This is a genomic window from Micromonospora sp. URMC 106, from assembly GCF_051386395.1.
GTDB lineage: Bacteria > Actinomycetota > Actinomycetes > Mycobacteriales > Micromonosporaceae > Micromonospora.
Window position 1 is genome coordinate 13,437 of the sequence record NZ_JBPQTP010000008.1, and the last position, 22,438, is coordinate 35,874.

The 22,438-nt window shown below is 74.3% G+C and carries 20 protein-coding genes and 2 pseudogenes; 4 read left to right on the plus strand and 18 right to left on the minus strand.

The window, feature by feature from the left end:
* Nucleotides 1-15: 15 nt before the first annotated feature.
* Nucleotides 16-630 (minus strand): annotated as a pseudogene (locus ACSNOB_RS04165) (murein hydrolase activator EnvC family protein); the annotation flags it as partial.
* A gap of 186 nt (nt 631-816) precedes the next feature.
* Between ACSNOB_RS04165 and ACSNOB_RS04170 the strand changes: the two are divergent.
* Both ACSNOB_RS04170 and ACSNOB_RS04175 read left to right on the plus strand, forming a co-directional pair.
* Nucleotides 817-1,446: a class I SAM-dependent methyltransferase gene (locus ACSNOB_RS04170; RefSeq protein ID WP_436685246.1), complete on the plus strand. Its 630-nt coding sequence runs from the start codon at nt 817-819 to the stop codon at nt 1,444-1,446.
* A gap of 87 nt (nt 1,447-1,533) precedes the next feature.
* Nucleotides 1,534-1,908, plus strand: coding sequence for a hypothetical protein (locus tag ACSNOB_RS04175; RefSeq protein ID WP_436685247.1), 375 nt, complete (start codon nt 1,534-1,536; stop codon nt 1,906-1,908).
* Nucleotides 1,909-2,106: 198 nt separating this feature from the next.
* On the opposite strand, the gene ACSNOB_RS04180 is transcribed toward ACSNOB_RS04175, so the two are convergent.
* The 12 genes and pseudogenes from ACSNOB_RS04180 to proS form a co-directional block, all read right to left on the minus strand.
* Nucleotides 2,107-2,430 carry a DUF2469 domain-containing protein gene (locus ACSNOB_RS04180; protein WP_007075222.1) on the minus strand — a complete coding sequence of 108 codons (324 nt, stop codon included), beginning with the start codon at nt 2,428-2,430 and terminating at the stop codon, nt 2,107-2,109.
* Nucleotides 2,427-3,239 carry a ribonuclease HII gene (locus ACSNOB_RS04185; protein WP_393104980.1) on the minus strand — a complete coding sequence of 271 codons (813 nt, stop codon included), beginning with the start codon at nt 3,237-3,239 and terminating at the stop codon, nt 2,427-2,429. The genes ACSNOB_RS04180 and ACSNOB_RS04185 overlap by 4 nt, the downstream gene beginning before the upstream one ends.
* Complete coding sequence (locus tag ACSNOB_RS04190) at nt 3,233-3,721, minus strand: NUDIX hydrolase (RefSeq protein WP_436685248.1); 489 nt, start codon at nt 3,719-3,721, stop codon at nt 3,233-3,235. The genes ACSNOB_RS04185 and ACSNOB_RS04190 overlap by 7 nt, the downstream gene beginning before the upstream one ends.
* Nucleotides 3,722-3,769: 48 nt before the next feature.
* Nucleotides 3,770-4,390, minus strand: a complete 621-nt coding sequence (gene lepB, locus ACSNOB_RS04195) for a signal peptidase I (RefSeq protein WP_436685249.1) — start codon at nt 4,388-4,390, stop codon at nt 3,770-3,772.
* A 9-nt stretch (nt 4,391-4,399) separates the two neighbouring features.
* Nucleotides 4,400-5,274 (minus strand): annotated as a pseudogene (lepB, locus tag ACSNOB_RS04200) (signal peptidase I).
* 184 nt (nt 5,275-5,458) lie between these two features.
* Nucleotides 5,459-5,815 (minus strand): 50S ribosomal protein L19, encoded by a 357-nt coding sequence (rplS, locus tag ACSNOB_RS04205; protein ID WP_089001547.1) that lies wholly within the window; start codon nt 5,813-5,815, stop codon nt 5,459-5,461.
* 141 nt (nt 5,816-5,956) lie between these two features.
* A complete protein-coding gene (gene trmD / locus ACSNOB_RS04210; protein WP_436685250.1) occupies nt 5,957-6,730 on the minus strand; it encodes a tRNA (guanosine(37)-N1)-methyltransferase TrmD in 774 nt (257 codons plus the stop codon).
* Between the two features lie 20 nt (nt 6,731-6,750).
* Nucleotides 6,751-7,353: a ribosome maturation factor RimM gene (gene rimM, locus ACSNOB_RS04215; protein ID WP_436685311.1), complete on the minus strand. Its 603-nt coding sequence runs from the start codon at nt 7,351-7,353 to the stop codon at nt 6,751-6,753.
* Nucleotides 7,354-7,355: 2 nt separating this feature from the next.
* Nucleotides 7,356-7,616, minus strand: a complete 261-nt coding sequence (locus ACSNOB_RS04220; RefSeq protein WP_350680397.1) for an RNA-binding protein — start codon at nt 7,614-7,616, stop codon at nt 7,356-7,358.
* Nucleotides 7,591-8,049 carry a 30S ribosomal protein S16 gene (gene rpsP / locus ACSNOB_RS04225; RefSeq protein WP_436685251.1) on the minus strand — a complete coding sequence of 153 codons (459 nt, stop codon included), beginning with the start codon at nt 8,047-8,049 and terminating at the stop codon, nt 7,591-7,593. The genes ACSNOB_RS04220 and rpsP overlap by 26 nt, the downstream gene beginning before the upstream one ends.
* Nucleotides 8,050-8,295: 246 nt before the next feature.
* Nucleotides 8,296-8,943 (minus strand): DUF402 domain-containing protein, encoded by a 648-nt coding sequence (locus tag ACSNOB_RS04230; RefSeq protein ID WP_393104991.1) that lies wholly within the window; start codon nt 8,941-8,943, stop codon nt 8,296-8,298.
* Between the two features lie 112 nt (nt 8,944-9,055).
* Nucleotides 9,056-10,462: a proline--tRNA ligase gene (gene proS / locus ACSNOB_RS04235; RefSeq protein WP_436685252.1), complete on the minus strand. Its 1,407-nt coding sequence runs from the start codon at nt 10,460-10,462 to the stop codon at nt 9,056-9,058.
* Nucleotides 10,463-10,575: 113 nt separating this feature from the next.
* Here proS and ACSNOB_RS04240 point away from each other — a divergent pair, with 113 nt between their 5' ends.
* Entirely contained in the window at nt 10,576-11,172 is a 597-nt protein-coding gene (locus ACSNOB_RS04240) for a TetR family transcriptional regulator (RefSeq protein WP_436685253.1), read from the plus strand.
* A 171-nt stretch (nt 11,173-11,343) separates the two neighbouring features.
* Here ACSNOB_RS04240 and ACSNOB_RS04245 read toward each other — a convergent pair whose 3' ends face one another.
* A complete protein-coding gene (locus ACSNOB_RS04245) occupies nt 11,344-12,423 on the minus strand; it encodes an amidohydrolase family protein (RefSeq protein ID WP_436685254.1) in 1,080 nt (359 codons plus the stop codon).
* A gap of 306 nt (nt 12,424-12,729) precedes the next feature.
* On the opposite strand from ACSNOB_RS04245, the gene ACSNOB_RS04250 reads away from it, so the two are divergent.
* Nucleotides 12,730-16,275, plus strand: coding sequence for a S8 family serine peptidase (locus ACSNOB_RS04250; RefSeq protein ID WP_436685255.1), 3,546 nt, complete (start codon nt 12,730-12,732; stop codon nt 16,273-16,275).
* Nucleotides 16,276-16,483: 208 nt separating this feature from the next.
* On the opposite strand, the gene ffh is transcribed toward ACSNOB_RS04250, so the two are convergent.
* The 4 genes from ffh to ACSNOB_RS04270 form a co-directional block, all read right to left on the minus strand.
* A complete protein-coding gene (ffh, locus tag ACSNOB_RS04255; RefSeq protein ID WP_436685256.1) occupies nt 16,484-18,043 on the minus strand; it encodes a signal recognition particle protein in 1,560 nt (519 codons plus the stop codon).
* Nucleotides 18,044-18,238: 195 nt separating this feature from the next.
* Nucleotides 18,239-20,563: a [protein-PII] uridylyltransferase gene (locus ACSNOB_RS04260; protein ID WP_436685312.1), complete on the minus strand. Its 2,325-nt coding sequence runs from the start codon at nt 20,561-20,563 to the stop codon at nt 18,239-18,241.
* A gap of 43 nt (nt 20,564-20,606) precedes the next feature.
* On the minus strand, nt 20,607-20,945 hold the full coding sequence (locus tag ACSNOB_RS04265; protein WP_357695411.1) for a P-II family nitrogen regulator: 339 nt from the start codon (nt 20,943-20,945) through the stop codon (nt 20,607-20,609).
* A 25-nt stretch (nt 20,946-20,970) separates the two neighbouring features.
* Entirely contained in the window at nt 20,971-22,395 is a 1,425-nt protein-coding gene (locus tag ACSNOB_RS04270) for an ammonium transporter (RefSeq protein ID WP_393105007.1), read from the minus strand.
* Nucleotides 22,396-22,438 lie beyond the last annotated feature (43 nt).

Consider the following 22,438-nt stretch of genomic DNA (forward strand, 5'->3'; position numbering starts at 1 on the left):
CCGGCCACCGACACCGGCGCCGTCGAGCGGCAGCAGCCGCACCGCGCCGAGGCCGAGCAGCGCCAGTGGGTCGAGGTAGTCGGTGCCGCGCCGCAGCCCCCAGTGCAGGCAGGCCGGGACGGGACAGCCGGGGTGGCCGGCGACCAGGCCGCCCAGTGGCGCCCCGGCGGCGAGCCGCTCGCCGGGGCGGACCGCGGGCGACACCGGCTCGTAGGTGGTCCGCAGGCCGCCGACATGTCCGACGGTGACGACCGGACGGCCGGCGACCATGCCGGCGAAGAGCACCGCGCCGACGCCGGCCGACCGCACGGTGGCCCCCGGCGCGGCGGCCAGGTCGACGCCCCGGTGGCCGGGCAGCCACGGCTGCGGCGGCGGGTCGAACCGACGCACGGGCCGGGGCACGCCGTCGAGCGGCCACCGGAACCGCGCCGCCCCGGGCGCCGGGGCCGCGAACGTCGGGGCCGCCGGCGGCAGCTCCCCGGTCGCCGACGCTCCGGACACGCCCACGACGTCGGTGACGGGCGCCCCGACCGGCACCGGGGCGGGCACGGCGGCGGGCACGGCGGCCGGCCCGAGGGACAGCGGGGCGGCGCAGAGCGCGGCGATGGCGGTACGGGTGACTGGTCGCATGGGTCGCAGCCTGCCCGGCGACCGGCCCGCCCCGCCGCCCCGGCACCCGCCCCTGTGGACGGCGGAGCCTCCTGTGGACAGCCGCCGGAACACGACCCGATCTGCTATGTGCCGGGCCCCGCCGCTCGTCGCTGGCACCGACCGCGCAGGGCATCCCGGCGGCGTGATGACGCCTAGGCTGGGCCGGTGACGCGGGACTGGTACGCCTGGCACGACGACTACGAGGACGCGGGGTCGGCGCTGTCCCGCCGGCTCGCCGAGGTGCGGCGGCGGATCGGTGAGGCGCTCGACGCGGCCCCGCCCGGCCCGCTGCGGGCGGTCAGCCTGTGCGCCGGGCAGGGACGCGACCTGATCCCCGTGCTGGCGACCCACCCCCGCCGCACCGAGGTGACGGCCCGGTTGGTGGAGCTGGATCCCCGCAACGCGGAGGTGGCCCGGTCGGCCGCCCGCGCGGCGGGCCTGTCGTCGGTGGAGGTGGTGGTCGGCGACGCCGCGCGCACCGACGCGTACGCGGATCTCGCCCCGGCCGACCTGGTGCTGGTCTGCGGGGTGTTCGGCAACATCAGCGAGGCGGACATCCGCGCCACGGTGCGGCACTGCGCGGCGCTCTGCGCGACCGGCGGCAGGGTGTTCTGGACCCGGCACCGGCAGAGCCCCGATCTGGTGCCGACCATCTGCGAGTGGTTCGCCGAGGAGGGCTTCGCGGCGGTTTCGGTGAGCAGCCCGGCGGACGGCGTGGGCGTGGGGGTGCACCGGTTCCTCGGCGAGCCCCGCCCGCTGCCGGCCGGGGTGACGATGTTCGAGTTCGTCGACTGAGGCCCGTCCCGCCGCCTCCCCCAACACCGCGGGCGGCGGTCGGAACCGGCGAGGCGGCGACCGGGGCCGGCGGGGCCCAATGTGCCGGTGCCCCGGATCGAGCCGCGGGCGCTGATCCCGCCGCCGGGCCTCCCCGACCTCGTGTCCCGCGCCCTGCCGCGTCCCGGGCCGTGCACGTTGGACGGTCGGGCCGGGTCGGGCCACGCCCCGGTCGTCCCGGTCGAGGTGACCACCGACGGCGGGGCGACCCGGGCACCGGCCATCCTGGACGAACAGGTGGGTGGCGAGCTCGCCTGGCGCCGCTGGCGGCGCGAGTGGGCGGCGCGGCCGGGGTGGCACGTGCTGGGCGCCCGCGCCACCGACGCCTCCGGCCGGAGCCAGCCGGTCGAGCAGCCCTGGAGCCGGGGCGGCTTCGCCGACAACCTCGTCCAGCGGGTCGAGGTCGTGGCGTTGCCCGGGTGACACCGGCCCCGCGACGCGGGCTACGTTCGGCGCGCGCCGCGAGGGAGCCGATCGACCCGGCCTGCCGGCGGGGACGACGCCGGGCGCCCGATCAGGGCCCGGAAACGGGACGAAACGAGGGCCACGTGGCGGGTGGGGGCGCCGACAGGGGGCCGTGCGCCCGGTGGTCGGGCCACCGGGCGGAACCTGGGCGGCGGGTCAGCCGCCGAAGCCGGAGTCGGCGGGGAGGGAGATGTCCGGCTTCTCCAACTCCTCGACGTTGACGTCCTTGAAGGTCATCACCCGGACGTTCTTCACGAACCGGGCGGGACGGTACATGTCCCACACCCAGGCGTCGTGCATCTCCACCTCGAAGTAGACCTCGCCGTCGGAGTTGCGCACGTGCAGGTCCACCTGGTTGGCCAGGTAGAACCGGCGCTCGGTCTCCACCACGTAGGAGAACTGGCGGACAATGTCGCGGTACTCCCGGTAGAGCTGCAGCTCCATCTCGGTCTCGTACTTCTCGAGATCTTCCGCGCTCATCGCACTCCGCCTTCCATGACCACATCTTCCCCCACCGACGCCGGAGGCCGAGGCTGCTCGCCCAACGCCACGCCGACGGTACCCCCTGGCGCGCAAGAGCGCTCCATCGGCTCGTCCAGGCTTGCGCCCACCGGGCGGCGGGCCCGGGGCGGGGCGCCGTCCCGGCCGGACACCGTCGCCACGTTGACGTACGAGAACCGGTGCTCCCGGCACGGCCCGCGCTCGCGCAGCGCCGCGCTGTGCTCCGGCGTGATGTAACCCTTGTGCTCGGCGAACCCGTAGCCGGGGAACGTTCCGTCCAGCTCGACCATGATCCGGTCCCGGGTGACCTTGGCGAGCACGCTCGCCGCCGCCACGCAGGCGGCCACCCGGTCACCCTTCCACACCGCCAGCCCCGGCACGTCGAGGCCGTCCACCCCGAAGCCGTCGGTCAGCACGTACTCGGGCCGGGTGGCGAGCGAGGCCAGGGCGCGGCGCATCGCGGCCAGGTTGCACACGTGCAGGCCCCGCTCGTCGACCTCCTCCGCCGGGATGACCACCACCGAGTACGCCAGGGCGCGGGCGACGACCTCGTCGTAGACCCGCTCCCGGCTGGCCGGGGTGAGCAGCTTCGAGTCGGCCAGCCCGTCGATCTCGCCCCGCCGCCCCTCGGGCAGGATCGCGGCGGCGGCGACCAGCGGCCCGGCACACGCGCCCCGCCCCGCCTCGTCGGCGCCGGCGACGTGCCGGAAACCGCGGCGCTGCAACGCGCGCTCCAGCGCGTAGAGCCCGCCCTCGCGGCGCACCACCGTGCGCGGCGGCGTCAGCACGGCACACCTCCGTCGGCCGTCGGCGCCTCGGCCAGCGCCCGGGTCAGCACCGCCGGCAGGTCCGGCGGGTAGTAGCGCTCGTCGGTGGTCGCCAGCTCGTCCAGCGGCCACCACCGGTGCGCGGCGACGCTGGCCCGCTCGACCTCGCTGAAGCCGGCGGTGTCGACCTCGTGATCCGTCACCCGCACCAGGAAGAACTCCTGCTCCTGCCGGTACCAGACGCCGTCGAACGGGAACTCGGTCAGGTCGCGGTGCACCGGCGCGCCGAATGCCGCGACCGGCAGCCGCAGCCCGGTCTCCTCGGCCAGTTCCCGCGCGGCGCCCTCGGCGTACGTCTCGCCCGGGTCCAGCCCGCCACCGGGGGTGAACCACCAGCGGCCGTGCTCGGGACGGGCCGGGTCGGAGCCGCTGAACAGCAGCACCCGACCCGCCGCGTCGACGAGCAGGACGCGCGCCGCGCGCCGAGGGGTGTAGTCGGTCACCGCACCAGCCTGCCAGACGCCGCCGACAACGCCCACGCCCGGCGACCCCTACGGCTCGGGGATGCCCTCGAACTGTTTGGGGACGCTCAGCCAGGTGGCCCGGTCGACCGGCCAGAAGACGGTGAAGGCCCGCCCGACGACCTCGTCCTCGGGGATCGTGGCCGCGGTGATGTCCTGTCCGGACTGCTGCCAGTGCTGCAACGAGTCGCCCGACGCCTCGCGGTGGTCGCCCATCACCCAGAGCCGCCCCTCCGGGACGGTGATGTCGAACTCCTCGCCGGCCTTGTCACCGGGGAAGATGTACGGCTCGTCCAAGGACTTGCCGTTGATCACCAGCCGCTCCTGCGGGTCGCAGCAGACCACGTGGTCGCCGCCGACGCCGATGACCCGCTTGATGAAGTCCTCGCCGTCGGGGTTGCTGCTCCACTCCAGGGGCGCCTTGAAGACGATGACCTCGCCCCGGTGCGGCGACCGGAAGTCGTAGACCAGCTTGTTGACCAGCACCCGATCGTCGATCTGGAGCGTGTTCTCCATCGACGGGGAGGGGATGAAGAAGGTCTGCAGCACGAAGGCCCGCACCAGCACCGCGACCAGGATCGCCACGCCCAGGAGGATGGGCAGCTCCTTCCAGAAGGAACTGCGCGGCTTGTCGGTCTGCTCGTCAATCACGGAAGGAGCCTACGTTGCCCGGCTGGACGCCACCGTCCGGAACGCGCGAGAACGGCGAGCGCGGCCGCGACCGGGACGAGGAGCACCACGCCGCCGCCCGGCGTGGGCCGGATCGGGGGTGGGGCCCCGGTGGAGGCGGCGGGCGGATCGGCGACGTCGTCGAAGGTGGCCGGCACCGACAGCGCGCTCCACCGCGACGACGGCCAGACCACGGTGAAGGCCCGGCCCACCACGTTGTCGATCGGCACCGGCCCCTGGCAGCGGGCGTCCTGGGAGACCAGCCGGTGGTCGCCCATCACGAAGATCTGGCCGGGCGGGACCACGACCTCCTCGAAGCGCCGGGACCGGCACTCGCGGGGGTTGGGCGGGACGTCGAGCGGCGAGTCCCTGATCACGTACGACGACTCGTCGAGCGGCGTGCCGTTGACCAGCACCCGCCCCTGCGCGTCGCAGCACTTCACCCGGTCGCCGGGCAGCGCGATGACCCGCTTGATGAAGTCCTTCTCGCCGGGGCGGCTGACGCCGACCAGGTCGCCGACCGTCCGGCTGAGCTTGCCCACGAAGCCGGGCTCCGGCTGCTCGTCGACCTGCGGGGCCCACCGGTCGGTGCCCCGGAAGACGACCACCTCGCCCCGCACCGGGTCGCGTACGTCGTAGACGACCTTGTTGACCAGGACCCGGTCGCCGACGAGGAGGGTGTCCTCCATCGAGCCGGAGGGGATGAAGAACGCCTGGAGCAGGAAGGTGCGGATCAGCACCGCGAGGCAGAACGCGACGACCAGCAGCAGCGGCAGCTCCTGCCAGAGCGGCATCTGCCGGCGGGGCCGCCGCGCTCGGCGGCGCCAGGGGTCGACGGTGCCGTCCTCGTCCAGCGTCTGCACCACGCAACTCTCCGGTCAGCAGATAAGACAACTACCGCCCGGGAGCCTCGTCGAGGCCCCCCGGGCGGTAGTGGACGTCTCCCCGCCGTGCTGGCGGGACGTCGCCCGGCTGCGCCCGTACGACCAGGGTAGTGCGGTCCGGCCGGTACGACACACGCGCAGCTCGGGCGGCGTGGCGAGCGTGAGGTCAGCTCGGCTGCTTCTCGCGCTTCTCCTTGATCTTGGCCTTCTTGCCCCGCAGCTCGCGCAGGTAGTAGAGCTTGGCGCGACGGACGTCACCGCGGGTCACGACCTCGATCCGGTCGATGGCCGGGCTGTTGATCGGGTAGGTGCGCTCGACGCCGACACCGAAGCTGATCTTGCGGACCGAGAAGGTCTCGCGCAGACCGTCACCCTGGCGGCGGATGACGACGCCCTGGAAGATCTGGACACGGGACCGGTTGCCCTCGACGACCCGGGCGTGCACCTTGACGGTGTCACCGGCACGGAAGTCGGGGAGGTCGGTCCGCTTCGACTGGGCGTCAAGGGCGTCCAGGATGTTCATCGCTGCGTCCTCGTGAGGCTCACGGCGCACCGTCAATCGGTGCGCGGATGGGTGATTCTGATCCCCGGGTGCGGTCGGTGACCCGATCGCGGTCGAGGATCCTCGCAGCCGGCCGCGGCGCGGCCGGTTGCGGCAACCCCCCTACTTTGCCACATCCCCCGGCGGCACCTGAAATCCGGCCCGGTCCAGCGCGGCGACGTCCCGTTTGTCCAGGCGCTCCGGGTCGAGCGCGGCGAACATGTCCGGGCGGCGCCGGGCGGTGCGGGTCAGCGCCTCGTCCCGCCGCCAGCGCGCGATCCGCCCGTGGTCGCCGGAGCGGAGCACCTCCGGCACCTCCAGCCCGCGCCAGGTCGCCGGCTTCGTGTACATGGGGGCCTCCAGCAGCCCGTGGGCGTGCGACTCCTCGTCCAGCGAGCCCGCGTTGCCGAGCACCCCGGGCAGCAGCCGGGTGACCGCCTCCAGGATCACCAGGACGGCGACCTCCCCGCCGAAGAGGACGTAGTCGCCGAGGGAGACCTCGGTCACCGGCATCCGGGTGGCGGCGTGGTCGAGGACCCGCTGGTCGATGCCCTCGTACCGGCCGCAGGCGAAGAGCAGGTGCGGCTCGGCGGCCAGCTCGTGCGCCATCGCCTGGGTGAAGGGGGCGCCGGTCGGCGCGGGCACCACCAGCCGGGGCGGGGTCACCTCCGCCGGGGCGAGGGCGTCGAGCGCCTCGCCCCACGGCTCCGGCCGCATCACCATGCCGGGCCCGCCGCCGTACGGCGTGTCGTCGACCGTGCGGTGCACGTCGTGGGTCCAGGTCCGCAGGTCGTGTACGGCCAGCCGCAGCGTGCCGTTCGCCCGCGCCTTGCCGATCAGCGACAGGTCCAGCGGGGCGAAGTACTCCGGGAAGATCGACACGATGTCGACGCGCATGCGGGGGTGCTCCAGCGGCTCTACAGGTCGAGCAGACCGGCCGGCGGGTCGACGACGACGCGACCGCCGGCGAGGTCAACCTCGGGGACGATCGCCTTGACGAACGGGATGAGGGCGGTGCGGCCCTCGGGGCGGCGCAGCACCAGCAGGTCGGAGGCGGGGGCGTGGTCGATCCGGGCCACCTCGCCCAGCCGCTCGCCGTCCGGGGTGACCACGGCCAGCCCGACGAGCTGGTGGTCGTTGAACTCCTCCGGGTCCTCCGGCGGGGCGACGTCGGCGCTGTCGACCGCGAGCAGGGTGCCGCGCAGCGCCTCGGCGACGTCCCGGTCCAGGACGCCCTCGAAGGCGACCAGCAGCCGCCCCTGGTGCCAGCGGGCGGCCTCCACGGTCAGCTCGGCGGGAACCCGGAAGGGCTCGCCGTGCTCGGACGCGGGCTGCGGCGGCGCCGACCCCGGCTCGGCGCGCAGCACGCGATTGCTGGGCACAGCCGGCGGCGCCGCCCCCGGCTCGGTGCGCAGCACCATGCCGGGGGCGAAGCGCGCTTCGGGCTCGTCGGTCCGCACCTCCACGGTGACCTCACCGCGGATGCCGTGCGGCTTGCCGATCCTGCCGACGATGAGCAGCATCAGTACGAGTCGACGATGTCGACGCGCACGCCGCGCCCGCCGATGGAGCCGATCACCTGGCGCAGCGCCTTGGCGGTCCGGCCGGACCGCCCGATCACCGTGCCGAGGTCCTCCGGGTGCACGCGGACTTCCAGCCGCTTGCCCCGACGGGAGTCGACCAGCCGGACGCGCACGTCATCGGGATGGTCGACGATGCCCTTGACCAGGTGCTCCAACGCCGGACGCAGTGCCATGTCAGGCCTGCTCGCCGGAGTCCGCACCGGCCTGCTCCTCGGTCTTCGGCGCCTCCTCGGCGGCCGGAGCCTCGGCCTTGGCGGCCTTCTTGGCCGGCTTGGCCGGGGTCTCGGCCAGCCCGGCGGCGGCCTTCGCCTCGGCCTCGTACGCCGCGGTGCGGTCGACCCGCTCCGGGGCGACCTTCAGCGGCGGCGGGGCCGGCAGGCCCTTGAACTTCTGCCAGTCACCGGTCAGCTCCAGCAGCCGCTGCACCGCCTCGCTCGGCTGGGCGCCGACGGACAGCCAGTACTGGACCCGCTCCGACTTGACCTCGATCACCGAAGGGTCTTCCTTCGGCTGGTAGACCCCGACGAACTCGATCGCCCGGCCGTCGCGCTTGGTGCGCGAGTCGGCGACGACGATGCGGTACTGCGGGTTGCGGATCTTGCCCATCCGCAGGAGCCGGATCTTTACGGCCACAGTTGTTTCGCTCCTGTTGCGATCTCACCAGCCCGACGAGGGCGGTGCACGGGTGAGCGCCGACCGGCACAGTGGGGTTGGGCCGGAGACTGCTCGGTGGACTGGCGACGTGCCCGGGTTAGAGGGCGCCGGACACGCGCCGGATACCAGCCAGCCATTCTGCCAGATCGGGACCGGATCTCTCACACCGGACCACCCTGGGTCACCCGCGCAGCCGCGGAAGTGACGGGAAACACACCCGCCGGGTCAGCGCACCGGGGGGCGGTCCCAGCCCGGTGGAAGTTCGTCGGGGGTGGTCCACTCCGGCGGCGGGGTGAAGTCGCACCAGGTGCCGTCGAAGGGGAACTCCCCCGCCTCGGCCAACGCGATCACGCGCTTGCCCTCGGCCCGGACGGCGTCGGGGTCGGCGACCCAGTAGTGCTCGGGGAAGGCGAGCCGCTCGACGAACTCGTCCTCGTCCTTCCACTCCCAGCCGCGGTCCGGCCGGACGACCACGTCGAGGTCCTGGTCCACCATGTCGACCCCGGCGAGCGCGCCGTCGTCCCAGCGCACCCCGGGCTCCTCCAGGTTGACGTACCAGGCGGCGAAGCGGTCGTGCGCGTCGCGGAACCACCAGACCGAGTGGGCCGCCCCGGTGGGCAGGAACTTCAGCACGGACGGGCCGTGCCACCGGCTGTGGGCCAGGCGGTAGGACGAGGAGACCCACTCGGCGAACGGCACCGCCCGCATGCCCAGCCCGGCCGCGGTGACCTCGGCCGCCACGGGCGAGTCGCGGGCCACCCAGAGCAGCAGGCCCCGGTCGTCGTCGCTGACCACGCGGGCGGCGCGGACCCAGCCGATGCGGCCCCGGCGCACGTTGCGGTGGACGATCAGCCGCCCCGGTTCGAACCTCACGCCCCGACCCTACCGGCGCCCGGTCCGCTCCCGGCCCGACGACCCGCCGGGTGCGCCGAACGCGGCCGGCCGGCCCCGCGAGGCGGGACCGGCCGTGCGGCGTACGGGTGGGTCAGTAGGCGCGCGCCAGGATCGCGACGAGGTCGGGCTCGTCCTCGGAGTCGGGCACCGAGCCGTCGGCGCGGAGCAGGCAGCGCACGGTGACACCCTGGCCGTTCGCCTCCGCCTCGCCCTGGACGCCGACCGCCGACCACGGCACCCGCGCCCAGCCGGTGGCCGCCGCCTCGATCGCCTCGGCCAGCGTCGACACCTCGACGGTGCGGGACTGCCGGTGGGCCAGCGCCTGGTCGTGCAGCGCCTGCTGGTCGGCGTCGAGGGCGGCCAGCACGGCGCCGACCACGTCGGCCACCGGCGTCGGGGACTTCGAGCCGTCCGTGCGCCGGACCACGACCGCGTTGCCGGCGGCCAGGTCGCGGGGGCCGACCTCGACGCGTACCGGATAGCCGCGCAGCTCGGCGTCGACGGCCCGGCGGCCGAACGGGGTGTCGGTGCGGTCGTCGAGCGCGACCCGGACGCCGGCGTCGCGCAGCGCGTCGCGCAGCTTGGCCGCCGCCTCGCCGACACCCTCGCCGTCCTTGACCACCATGACGTACGCCTGCACCGGCGCCAGCTTCGGCGGCACCCGCAGTCCGTTGTCGTCGCCGTGGCACATGATCAGGCCGCCGAGCATCCGGGTCGAGGTGCCCCAAGAGGTCGTCCAGGCGTGCTCGCGGCCGCCCTCGGCCGACGAGTAGCTGATGTCGAACGCCTTGGCGAAGTTCTGCCCCAGCTCGTGGCTGGTGCCGAGCTGGAGGGCCTTGCCGTCACCCATCATGCCCTCGCAGGTGTAGGTGGCGGTGGCCCCGGCGAAGCGCTCGCGGGCCGTCTTCAGGCCGACGACCACCGGGATGCCGAGCACGTTGACCATCAGGTCCTCGTACGCCTCGTGCAGGATCCTGCGGGCGTAGGCGCGGGCGTCCTCGCGGGTGGCGTGCGCGGTGTGCCCCTCCTGCCAGAGGAACTCGCTGGTGCGCAGGAAGATCCGGGGGCGCAGCTCCCAGCGGACCACGTTGGCCCACTGGTTGAGCAGCAGCGGCAGGTCGCGGTAGGAGTCGATCCACTTGGCCATGAACTCGCCGATGACGGTCTCGCTGGTGGGGCGCACCACCACGGGCTCGGCGAGCTGCTTGCCGCCGCCGTGGGTGACCACCGCGAGCTCCGGCGAGAAGCCCTCGACGTGCTCCGCCTCCCGCTTGAGGTAGCTCTCCGGGATGAAGAGCGGGAAGTAGGCGTTCTCCGCGCCCGCCGCCTTGATCCGGGCGTCCATCTCGGCCTGCATCCGCTCCCAGATGGCGTAGCCGGCCGGTCGGATGACCATGGTCCCCCGGACCGGGCCGTTGTCGGCCAGCTTCGCCTTGGCGATCAGGTCCTGGTACCAGCGGGGAAAGTCCTCCGCACGGGGAGTGAGCACGCGTGCCATGACCGCACATCCTATGCGCCGGCCGCCCGGGGGGCGCGCTCGGGCGCGGCGTCGTCGTCATCGCCCCGGACGGCGGGGTGCGGCGGGCCGGCGACGTGGGCCACCATGGGAGGGTGAAAGAGGGCAACCGGTCCAGGGACAGCATCGTCGAGGCCGCCCGTGCGCTGACCGTCGCGACCGGCTGGGACGGTGTCCGGATGGGTGCCGTCGCGCGCGCGGCGGGGGTCAGCCGGCAGACGGTCTACAACGAGTTCGGCAGCAAGGCGGGGCTCGCCGAGGCGCTCGCCCGGCGGGAGGTCGACCGGTTCGTCGGCGCCGTACGCACCCTCCTGCGCGCGCACGGCGACGACGTCCGGGCCGCCGCCCACGCGACCATCTCGCACACCCTCACCGAGGCGGCCGGCGACCCGCTGATCAAGGCCGTACTGACCAGCTCCCGGGGCGGCTCCGACGACCTGCTGCCCTACCTCACCACCCGCTCGGACCTGGTGCTGACCGAGGCCACCGACGCGCTGCTGGAGTGGGCCGACACGGTGCTGCCGGGCGCCGACCGGGCCGCGGTCGCCTTCGCCACGGACTCGGTCGTCCGGCTGGTGATCAGCCACATCGTCCTGCCCACCGCCCCGGTCGAGCGGACCGCCGCGGCCCTGGCCGACCTGGCGGTGTACCTCCTCTTGCACGCGGTCACCCAGGGCGCCCACACCGACTGACCGGCCAACCGCGACGGGCGCAGACCCACGGGGGGCGGCCGCGACGGGCGCCGACCCACGGGGAGCGGGCGCGACGCGCGGGCGCCGGCTTACGGGCGCGGTGGGCGCCGGCCCACCGGAGCGGTCGCGGCGCGGGAGCCGCTCCCCCGCCGGCGGGGCGGCCTCCGCCGGTCAGCGGACGACGCGACCGCGCAGCACGATCCGGGCGGGGGCACGCACGGCACGCAGGTCCACGCGCGGGTCGTCGGCGTAGACGACGAGGTCCGCCAGGCCGCCCTCGACCAGGCCGGGGAAGCCGAGCCACTCGCGGGCCCGCCAGGAGGCGGCGGCGAGCACGTCGACGGTGGACATGCCGGCCCGCTCGTGCAGCAGCAGCATCTCCTCGGCGGCCAGGCCGTGGTCGATGCCGCCGCCCGCGTCGGTGCCCACGTAGATCGGCACCCCCGCCTCGTGGGCGGCCCGCACCACCTCGGGAAAGCGGTCTCGCAGGGCCAGCATGTGGTCGGCGTACCCGGGGAACCTGGCCCGCGCCTGGTCGGCGATCCCGCCGAAGGTCTGAATGTTGATCATCGTGGGGACCAGGGCGGTGCCCCGCCGGGCCATCTCGTCGATCAGGTCGAGGCTCAGGCCGGTGCCGTGCTCCACCGAGTCCACCCCGGCGCGCACCATGATCTCGACGGCCGACTCGGAGAAGGTGTGCACGGCGGCGCGGACGCCCGCCGCGTGCGCCGCCGCGACGGCCGCGGTCATCGTGTCGGCGTCCCAGGCCGGGGCGAGGTCGCCGACGCCCCGGTCGATCCAGTCGCCGACCAGCTTCACCCAGCCGTTGCCGGCGCGCGCCTGCGCGGCCACGGTCGCCGCGACCTCCGCCGCGCCGACCTCCACGCCGATGTCGCGCAGGTAGCGCTTCGGCGGCGCGATGTGCCGGCCCGCGCGGGCCAGCCGCGGCAGGTCCTCGGCGTCGTCCAGTTCGGGGTACGGATACGGCGACCCGGCGTCGCGGATCGCGAGGACGCCGGCGTCCCGGTCGGTGCGGGCCAGCTCGCGGGCCTGGTCGATCGAGGTGATCGGCGCGCCGCCCCGCGCGATGCCGATGTGGCAGTGCGCGTCGATCAGGCCGGGCAGCACGAAACCGCCGTCCGCGATGGTCTCCGCCCCCGGGACCGGGGTGAAGGTCACCCGGTCCCCGACCAGCCACAGGTCACGGACCTCGTCGTCGGGCAGCACCACGCCGCGTACGTGCCAGGCCATGCGTCCTCCGGTCTGCGAGCGAAAGGGCGGTCCGGGCCATTCTCCCCGGTCCGCGCGGGCCGGTCCGCGCGGGCCGGCCTCGGCGGGCGGCAGGCCGCCCGGCCGCCTTCGCAGCGGCGACTCCCCTCCGCTGTCGCCTCGACACGGAGCGGAACGAACGGCTGATTGACAGATTCCTTTATTTACACATGTCTTGATGAAGGGATCTTCCGTCGCCAGGATGCTCCGAAAGTGCCCGCACACCAGGGCATGCGCAGTTTCGCCTCACGAAGGAGCGTCGAGACAGTGGCAGCACGACGATGGCGAATGGCAGTGGTCGGCCTGGCGGTCGGCCTCACCGTCCCGATCGGCGCCGGCGGACCCGCCGCCGCCGGACCGGATCCCGCCCGGGCGGAGGCCAGGGCGGTGGCCGAGAAGGTCGACAGGAAGGTCACCACCCGGCTCGCCGGCCAGACCAAGGCCAGCTTCTGGGTCTTCCTGGACAGCAAGGCGGACCTGTCCGGCGCGGCCAAGCTGAAGCGCAAGGCGGACAAGGCCGCGCACGTCCACCGCACCAAGACCGCGCACGCCGCGCGCAGCCAGGCGGGCCTGCGCGCCATGCTGACCGCGAAGGGCGCCGAGTTCACCCCGTTCTGGCTGGTCAACGCGATCAAGGTGACCGGCGACGCCGACCTGCTCGGCGACCTCGCCGTGCGCTCCGACGTGGCCGAGATCCTCGCCGACGACCCGGTCGACATCCCGAAGCCGCTGCCCGGCGAGACCGTTCCCGCCACCGACGCGGCGGAGTGGAACATCGACCGGGTCAGCGCCCCCCGGGTCTGGAACGAGCTGGGCGTGCGCGGCGAGGGCGTCGTGGTCGCCAACATCGACAGCGGGGTCGACGTCACCCACCCCGCCGTGGCCGCCAGCTACCGGGGCCGCAACGGCGACGGCACGCTCGACCACAACTACAACTGGTTCGACCCGGCCGACGTCTGCCCCACCGCCGCCCCGTGCGACAACAACGACCACGGCACGCACACCATGGGCACCATGGTCGGCTCGGACGGCGCGAACGTGATCGGCGTGGCCCCGGGCGCCCGGTGGATCGCCGCCAAGGGTTGCGAGAGCAGCAGTTGCTCGCGGGCGTCGCTGCTCGCCTCCGGCCAGTGGATCGTCGCCCCCACCGACCTCAACGGCGCCAACCCGCGCCCCGACCTCGCCCCCGACGTCGTGAACAACTCCTGGGGCTCCAGCGCCTACGACCCGTGGTACACCGAGACCGTCTCGTCGTGGGTGGCCGCCGGCATCTTCCCGGCCTTCTCCAACGGCAACAGCGGCCCGAGCTGCAACACCTCGGGCAGCCCCGGGTCCTACACGATCAGCTACAGCTCCGGCGCGTTCGACGTGAACAACGCGATCGCCAGCTTCTCCAGCCGGGGCACCGGCGAGAACAGCGACATCAAGCCGAACATCGCCGCGCCGGGCGCCAACGTCCGCTCCTCGGTGCCGGGCGGCTACGCGTCCTTCAGCGGCACCTCGATGGCCTCGCCGCACACCGCGGCGACCGTGGCGCTGATGTGGTCGGCCTCGCCGGCCATCCAGGGCGACATCGCCGAGACCCGGCGCATCCTGGACGACACCGCGATCGACGTCAACGCGCTCACCTGCGGTGGCACCGTCGACGACAACAACGTCTTCGGCGAGGGCCGGCTCGACGCGTACGCGGCGGTCAACGCCACCCCCCGGGGCGCCCTCGGCGCGCTGGGCGGCCAGGTCACCTCGGGCGGCACCCCGCTGGCCGGGGCCAGCGTGACGGTCAGCGGCCCGATGGGACGTGCCGCCACCACCGCCGCCGACGGGTCGTACGCGTTCGACCGGCTGATGGTCGGCGCGTACACCGTCTCGGTGAGCAAGTTCGGCTACCTGACGGCGACCACCTCGGTGACGGTCACCGAGAACCAGACGATCGAGGCGGACATCACCGTCGAGCAGGCGCCCTCGGCCACGCTCAGCGGCACGGTGCGCACCTCGGCCGGCCCGGCCGGCGGCGCCAGCGTCACGGTCCTCGGCACCCCGCTCGCCACCACCGCCGACGAGCAGGGCCGCTACCGCGTGACCGTGCCGCAGGGCACGTACGACGTCCGCTTCGCGCACGCGTACCGCTGCTCGGACGTGGTGACCCGGCCGGCGGCGGTCGGCGCGGACACCGTCCTGGACGTCAGCCTGCCCGACCGGGTGGACGCCTTCGGGTACGCGTGCGGCGCGGCCGGCGGTTCCTTCGTCAACGGCACGGAGCTGATGCCGCTGACCGGGGACGACCGGACCGCCCCCGTCACGCTGCCCTTCCGGGTGCCGCTGTACGGCAAGTCCTACCGGCAGGCGTGGGTGAGCACCAACGGCGTGCTGGGCTTCGACACCGCGTCGACCAGCCGCGCCAACACCGCCCTGCCGAACACCGCCAACCCCGACCTCGCGCTCTTCCCGTTCTGGGACGACCTCTACGTGGAGGCCGACTCGGGGGTCTACACCGCCGTCACCGGCGCCCGGCCGCACCGCACCTTCGTCGTGGAGTGGCGTAACGTCGCGCTCTTCGCCGACCGGTCGATGCGGTTGACCTTCAGCGCCGCCATCAGCGAGGACGGCTCGATCACCTACCGGTACGCCGACGTCGACGGCACCGGCGCGGAGACCGGCACCGGGGCGACGATCGGCCTGGAGAACGTCGACGGCACCGTCGGGTTCGAGTACTCGTACAACGCCCGGGCGGTGGCCGACGGCACCGCGATCGCGTTCCGCACCACGCGCACCGGCGTGCTCTCCGGCGTGGTCACCGACGCCAACGACGGGCATCCGGTCGCCGGTGCCACGGTGACCGCCCGGGTGGGCGACGCGACCGCCACGGAGACGACCGAGGCCGACGGGTCGTACCTGATCCAGGCCCCGACCGGCGCCGTCGGGTTCGGCATCGAGAGGGAGCACTACGAGTCGGCGGTGGGCACGGTGACCGTGCCGGCCGGCGGCGCCGAGGTGCGCTCGGCGGCGCTGCGGACCGCCCGGGTCGTCACCCCGACCAGCGAACTGGCCGTCGTCGCCCCGGCCGACCAGACCCGCGGCCGTCAGGTCGCCCTCAGCAACACGGGCGCGCTCGGCACCGACGTCACGGTCACCGAACTGAACGCCGACGGGGCGCCGCAGGACATCGGCTGGCTGAGCCTCACCGGAGCCACCGCCAGCCTGGCCAGCGGCGGCCGGCACACCGTCGGCGTGGCGGTCAGCACCGCCGGGCTGACCCCCGGCACCCACCACCGGGCCAAGCTGCGGATCACCTCGGCCAGCGGCCGCCAGCCGGTCCTTCTCGTCCCGGTCACCCTCGTGGTGCCGAGCTACGTCCTGGCGGTCAACGCCGGGGCCGGCGCGGCGCGGGCCGACGTGGAGGGTCAGACCTGGTCGCCGGACCGGGCCTGGACCGCCGGCGGCGCGGGCTACCTCGGCAACTCCAACGCGCGGTCGACCAACACCCCGATCACCGGCACCAACGACCCGGCCCGCTTCGCGGACCAGCGGGAGGGGATGTACGAGTACCGCGTCGACGGGCTGGCGGACGGCCACTACACGGTCGAACTGGACTTCGCCGAGGTCCGGCCGCAGTCGCCGGACAAGCGGGTCTTCGACGTGCTGCTCGAAGGCCAGGAGGTGCTGCCGTCCCTGGACGTGGCCGGTGCGGTGGGCAGCTTCGCCGCGCTGAACCGGACGTACACGGTGCGGGTGACGGACGGCCAGCTCAACGTGCGGTTCGTGACGCACAAGGGCTACGGCGCGCCGATCGTCAACGCGCTGCGGGTCACCGACCGGCCGGACCTGGTGTCCTGACCTGTCGCACGGAAAGCGGGGCCCGGCCGGTCACGGCCGGGCCCCGCCCGTGCGCAGCGGTGGGGTCGGTCCCCGTCGCGCGCGGAGCAGCCCGGCCCGCCGCGTCGTCGGCGCGGGCGGGTCGACGGAGACCTGCCAGGGCCGCTCGGCGACGGAGAGGTCCTCGGTGTGGAAGCAAGGTCACGTCACCCGCCGCCACCGACACGCCTCAGCGGGGCCGGCCGTCACCGCCCTTGCCGAGCTTGTTGAAGTCGATCTTCGGCAGCTTGAAGCCCGGCGGCAGGCCCTGGCCGGCGGCCAGGTCGTTCGGGTCCATGCCCGGCGGGAGCTGGGGCATGCCGCCCGGGAACCCGCCCGGCATCCCGGCGCCCGCCCCGGCGCGCGGCCGGTTGCCGCCCTTGGTGCCCTTGCGCTTGTTCTTCGGCGACTTGGTCGCCTTGCGCCGACCGCCGCCGGGCAGGCCCATCATGCCGCCCATCTGCTTCATCATCTTCTGTGCGTCGGCGAAGCGGTTGAGCAGCTGGTTGACGTCCATCACCGTGACGCCGGAGCCGTTGGCGATGCGGGCCCGGCGGGAGCCGTTGATGATCTTCGGGTTGCTGCGCTCGCCCGGCGTCATCGACCGGATGATCGCGGTGACCCGGTCGAAGTGCTTGTCGTCCAGCTCCGCGAGCTGGTCCTTCATCTGCCCCATGCCGGGCATCATGGCCAGCACGTTGGCGATCGGGCCCATCCGGCGGACCGCGATGAGCTGGTCGAGGAAGTCCTCCAGGGTGAACTGCTCGCCGCCCATCAGCTTGGCGGTCATCTTCTCCTTCTGATCGGCGTCGAAGGCCTGCTCGGCCTGCTCGATCAGAGTGAGGACGTCGCCCATGCCGAGGATCCGGCTCGCCATCCGGTCGGGGTGGAAGACGTCGAAGTCCTCCAGCTTCTCGCCGGTGGAGGCGAAGAGGATCGGCTGCCCGGTGACCTCCCGGACCGACAGCGCGGCGCCGCCGCGGGCGTCGCCGTCGAGCTTGGAGAGGACCACGCCGGTGATGCCCACGCCGTCGCGGAACGCCTCGGCGGTGCGCACCGCGTCCTGGCCGACCATGGCGTCGATGACGAAGATGACCTCGTCCGGGTCGACCGCGTCGCGGATGTCGGCGGCCTGCTGCATCATCTCGGCGTCGATGCCGAGCCGGCCGGCGGTGTCGACGATGACGATGTCCCGGGCCGCCCGCCGGGCGTGCTCGATCGAGGCGCGGGCGACCTGCACCGGGTCGCCGACGCCGTTGCCGGGCTCCGGGGCGTACACCTCGACGCCGGCGCGGCCACCGAGCACCTGGAGCTGCCCGACGGCGTTGGGGCGCTGGAGGTCGGCGGCGACCAGCAGCGGCTGGTGCCCCTGGGCCTTGAGCCAGCGGGCCAGCTTGCCGGCGAGGGTCGTCTTGCCGGAGCCCTGGAGGCCGGCGAGCATGATCACGGTCGGCGGCTGCTTGGCGAACTGGAGCCGCCGTCCCTCGCCGCCGAGCACGTTGACCAGCTCGTCGTTGACGATCTTGATGATCTGCTGGGCGGGGTTGAGCGCCTGGGAGACCTCGGCGCCGCGCGCCCGCTCCTTGACGTTCGAGATGAAGCCCTTGACCACCGGCAGCGCGACGTCCGCCTCCAGCAGCGCGAGGCGGATCTCACGCGCGGTGGCGTCGATGTCGGCGTCGGTGAGCCGACCCTTGCCGCGGAGCTTGGTGAAGATCCCGGACAGGCGGTCACTCAAGGTGTCAAACACGCGAACATCCCGTTTGTCAGTGTTCCGGCGGGCACATCGGCGACCGGGCGAGGCGTCCGGCCACCGCTAGGGTATCCGGCCGCCCGCACGGCCGCTCCGGGCCGGGCGCAGCCGGCCCCGCCGACGCGGGCCGCGGGCCGGCCGGGGGCCGCGCCGGCAGGGCATCCCGCCGCGGGCGGCGACCGGGGCCCCTCCTCACACGGCGGCCAGCACCGCGGCCGCCAGCCGGGCGCGGGCGGCGTCGTCCGGCCAGCCGCCGACCAGGTAGAAGGCGTCCACCACGTCCCCGCCGAGGGTGGAGATGCGGGCCGCGCGCACCTGGGCGCCGGCCTCGTCGAGGGCGCAGGTGACCCGGTAGAGCAGGCCGGCCGCGTCGGCGGCGCGCAGCTCCAGCAGCACGGCGTCGGTGGCCGCCTCCCGGTGCCAGACCACCCGGGGCGCGGCCCCCTCGGCCCGCGCCGCCAGGGCCCGACCGCGCAGCCGCTGGGTCACCGAGACGTCGCCGTTCACCGCGCGGCGCAGGTCGGCGCCGAGGGCGATCGGGTCGGGCGCGAGGCCGTACCGGGGCTGCACCCGGCACTCGACCAGGGCCCGGCCGTCGACCGTGGAGGCGTCGGCGGAGAGCACCTCGAGCCGGTGCAGGGCCAGACAGCCGGCCACCGTCGCGAGCAGGCCACGCCGGTCCGCCGCCGCCACCGCCACCCGGTCCCCCGTCAGGTGTACGACCGGCAGGGGCCCCGCCAGCAGCGCCGGGTCCGGGGCGGGCGGGGCGGGCAGCGCGCCGGTGTCCAGCGCGGTGCGTACCCGGGCGACCAGCTCGGCGACCAGCCGGCCCTTCCAGTCCGACCAGGCGGCGGGGCCGGTGGCCGCGGCGTCGGCGCGGACCAGGGCGTGCAGCAGGTCCAGGGTGCTGGTGTCGCCGACCCGCTCCGCCACCCCGGCGATGGTGACCGGGTCGGCGAGGTCACGCCGGGTGGCCACGTCGGGCAGCAGCAGGTGCAGCCGGACCAGCGTGCCCATCAGCGCGGCCTCCGGCCCGGGCAGGCCGATCCGGGCGGCCACCGCCTCGGCCAGCGGCGCGCCGACGGTGCTGTGGTCTCCCGGCAGCCCCTTGCCGATGTCGTGCAGGAGGGCGCCGAGCAGCAGCAGGTCGGGGCGGTCGACCTCGCGGGTGTACCGGCTGGCCTCGGACGCGGTCTGCACCAGGTGCCGATCGAGGGTGAACCGGTGTACCGGGTTGTGCTGCGGGAGGCTGCGCAGCCGGGTCCACTCGGGCAGCCAGCCCTCGATCAGCCCGTACCGGTCGCAGGTCTCCCAGGCCGGCACCAGGCCGGGACCGGCGCCGAGCAGGGTGATCAGCGCGGCCCGGGCCTCGGCCGGCCACGGCGCCGGCAGCGGCGGGCAGTACGCGGCGAGCCACTCGCAGGTGGCCCGGGCGATCGGCAGCCGGGTGGTGGCCGCGGCGGCGGCGACCCGCAGCGACAGGCTCGGGTCGGGCCGCGCGCCGATCGCGGTGCGGGCCAGCACCAGCTCGCCGTCGTGCGCCACGACGTCCCGGGCGACCGGCCGGCGCAGCGGCCGACCGTCGGCTCCCCGGCGGCGGCCGGAGCGGAGCCGGTCGGCGGCGCGGAAGGCGTCGTCGAGGGCGTGGCTGACGGTCCGGGCGTCCCCGGCGATCCGGCGCAGCAGCGCGTCGCCGTCGCCGACGGCTGCGAGCGCGGCGTCCGACGCGCCGGGGCGGGGTGGTCGGGGCCGCGCGGTGTCGGGCGCGCCGGGCGGGAGCTGGCGCAGGCCGAGCAGCGCGGCGACGCCGTCGCGTTCCTGGGCGACCAGCCGGTCGATCCGGCGGCCGACCTGCACGTGCAGCGCGTCCCTGGTGTCCAGCAGCCGCCGGTGCGCGGCGTGGACGGCGGGGCGCAGGGCGTCGGTGATCCCGGCGGTGGCGATCGCCCGCAGGATGCCGACGTCGCGCAGCCCGCCGGCGGCCTCCTTCAGGTCGCCTTCGAGCAGGAAGGCCAGCTCGCCGTGGGCCTCCCAGCGGGCGGCGGTCAGCTCCCGCAGCCCGGGCAGCTGCCGCACGGCGGTCCGCCGCCAGTGGTCGGCGGCGGCCCGGACGAGGGTGTCGGCGAGCGCGGCGTCCCCGGCGACCAGCCGCGCGTCGAGCAGCCCGAGGGCGACCTTCACGTCGTCCCGGGCGACCTCCAACGCCTCGGCGACGGTCCGGACGGAGTGGTCCAGCCGCAGGCCGGCGTCCCAGACCGGATACCAGAGCGAGGCGGCCAGCTCCTCCACGCCGGGCACCCCGGCGTGCAGCAGCACGAGGTCGAGGTCGCCGTGCGGCGCGCACTGCCGCCGCCCCAGCCCGCCGACGGCGACGAGCGCCACCCCGGGCCGGTCCGGCAGCAGCTCGCGCAGCCACCGGTCGTGGGCGTCGGCGCGCGCGGCCCGCGCCGCCTCCCCGACGCCCCCGACGACCCCGTCGATCGGGAGGTCCGCGCCGCCGTCGCCGGCGGCTCCCACCGCGTTCCTCTCGATCGACGGGGTCATGTCGGTCGCGGCCCGGTCAGAGCGCGTCGAGGCCGCGCTCGCCGGTGCGTACCCGGACGACCTCGTCGACGGAGGTCACCCAGACCTTCCCGTCGCCGATCTTGCCGGTCCGGGCGGCGGCCACGACGGCGTCGACGATCTTCTCCACGTCGATCTCGTCGGTGAGCACCTCCACCCGGATCTTGGGCAGGAACTCGACCGTGTACTCGGCACCCCGGTAGACCTCGGTGTGCCCCTTCTGCCGGCCGTAGCCCTGGACCTCGCTGACGGTCAGGCCGGCCACGCCGAGGGCGTGCAGGGCCTCCTTCACCGCGTCCAGCTGGTACGGCTTGATGACCGCGGTCACCAGCTTCATGTCCAACCCCTCCATCACAGGAACGTTAACCGGCGACCTTCTCGTCGACCGGCTCGGCGGCCGGCTCGGCGGGGGACGCGGCGGGCGCGGCCGGTTCCGCCGTCTGCTTGGCGCCGGTCAGCCCGGCCATGGCGAAGGCGCTGCCGCCGCCGCTGCCCGCGGCCGGCGACAGGTCGTAGCCGCTCTCGGCGTGCTCGGCGATGTCGATGCCGCCGACCTCGTCCTCGGCCCGGATCCGGAAGCCGATCGTCTTCTCGATCACGAAGGCGAGCACCCAGGCGACCCCGAAGGACCAGACGGTGACGATCAGGCCGGCCAGGGCCTGCCGGCCGAGCTGGGTCGCCCCACCACCGTAGAAGAGCCCGTCGGAGGCGCCGACCACGTCGCTGATCGCGCCGTTGACCGAGTTGGTGGCGAACAGGCCGAGCCAGAGCGAGCCGATCCAGCCGCCGACGAAGTGCACGCCGACCACGTCGAGCGAGTCGTCGTAGCCGAGCCTGTACTTGAGGCTGATGGCCAGCGCGCAGACCGCCCCGGCGACGACGCCGAGCAGCACCGCCGCCCACGGCGCGACGAAGCCGCAGGCCGGGGTGATGGCGACCAGGCCGGCGACGGCGCCGGACGAGGCGCCCACCATCGTCGGCTTCCTGTCCTTGATCCACTCGACGGCGATCCAGCCGAGCACCGCGGCGGCGGTGGCGAGCTGGGTGTTGAGGAAGGCGAGGCCGGCGACCGAGTCGACGGTGAGCTCGGAGCCGGCGTTGAAGCCGAACCAGCCGAACCAGAGCAGCCCGGCGCCGAGCGCCACGAGCGGGATGTTGTGCGGCTTCATGCCCTCCCGGGGCCAACCGAGCCGCTTGCCGAGCACCAGCACCAGGGCCAGGGCCGCCGCGCCGGCGTTGATGTGCACGGCGGTGCCGCCGGCGAAGTCGAGCGCGTGGATGTCGCCGCCGATGATGCCGCCGCCCCACACCCAGTGGGCGACCGGGAAGTAGACGAGCGTCGCCCAGCCGAACGCGAACAGCAGCCAGCCGGCGAACCTCGCCCGGTCGGAGATCGCGCCGCTGATCAGCGCGACGGTGATCACGGCGAAGACCATCTGGAAGGCCATGAACACGTAGAGCGGGACGCCGATGCCGCTCGGGTTCTCCGCCGTCGCGCCCCAGAGGTCGGTCTCGGCGAGGAAGGTCTTGGTGCCGAGGTAGGCGCCCGGGTCGCCCCAGAAGCCGTTGACATCGCTGCCGAACGCGATGCTGAAACCGTAGAACCACCACAAAACGGAGATGAGCCCGATCGCGGAGAAGCTCATCATCATCATGTTCAGTACACCCTTGGCCCGGTTCAGGCCGCCGTAGAACAGCGCCAGTCCGGGCGTCATGAGCAGCACGAGCGCCGTCGACACCAGCAACCAGACGGTGTTGCCGGAATCGATCGTGGGTGCCTCAGGCACGCTGGCCTCCTAAAGGTGAAGTCCCTCCTTCCCGGCTTCCGGG

Coding starts and splice junctions, on each gene's coding strand:
- ACSNOB_RS04180 (WP_007075222.1), bottom strand. CDS start 2,430: ATGAGCGCGGAAGATCTCGAGAAGTACGAGACCGAGATGGAGCTGCAG.
- rplS (WP_089001547.1), bottom strand. CDS start 5,815: ATGAACATCCTGGACGCCCTTGACGCCCAGTCGAAGCGGACCGACCTC.
- trmD (WP_436685250.1), bottom strand. CDS start 6,730: ATGCGCGTCGACATCGTGTCGATCTTCCCGGAGTACTTCGCCCCGCTG.
- proS (WP_436685252.1), bottom strand. CDS start 10,462: ATGGCACGCGTGCTCACTCCCCGTGCGGAGGACTTTCCCCGCTGGTAC.
- ACSNOB_RS04245 (WP_436685254.1), bottom strand. CDS start 12,423: ATGGCCTGGCACGTACGCGGCGTGGTGCTGCCCGACGACGAGGTCCGT.
- ACSNOB_RS04250 (WP_436685255.1), top strand. CDS start 12,730: ATGGCAGTGGTCGGCCTGGCGGTCGGCCTCACCGTCCCGATCGGCGCC.
- ACSNOB_RS04265 (WP_357695411.1), bottom strand. CDS start 20,945: ATGAAGCTGGTGACCGCGGTCATCAAGCCGTACCAGCTGGACGCGGTG.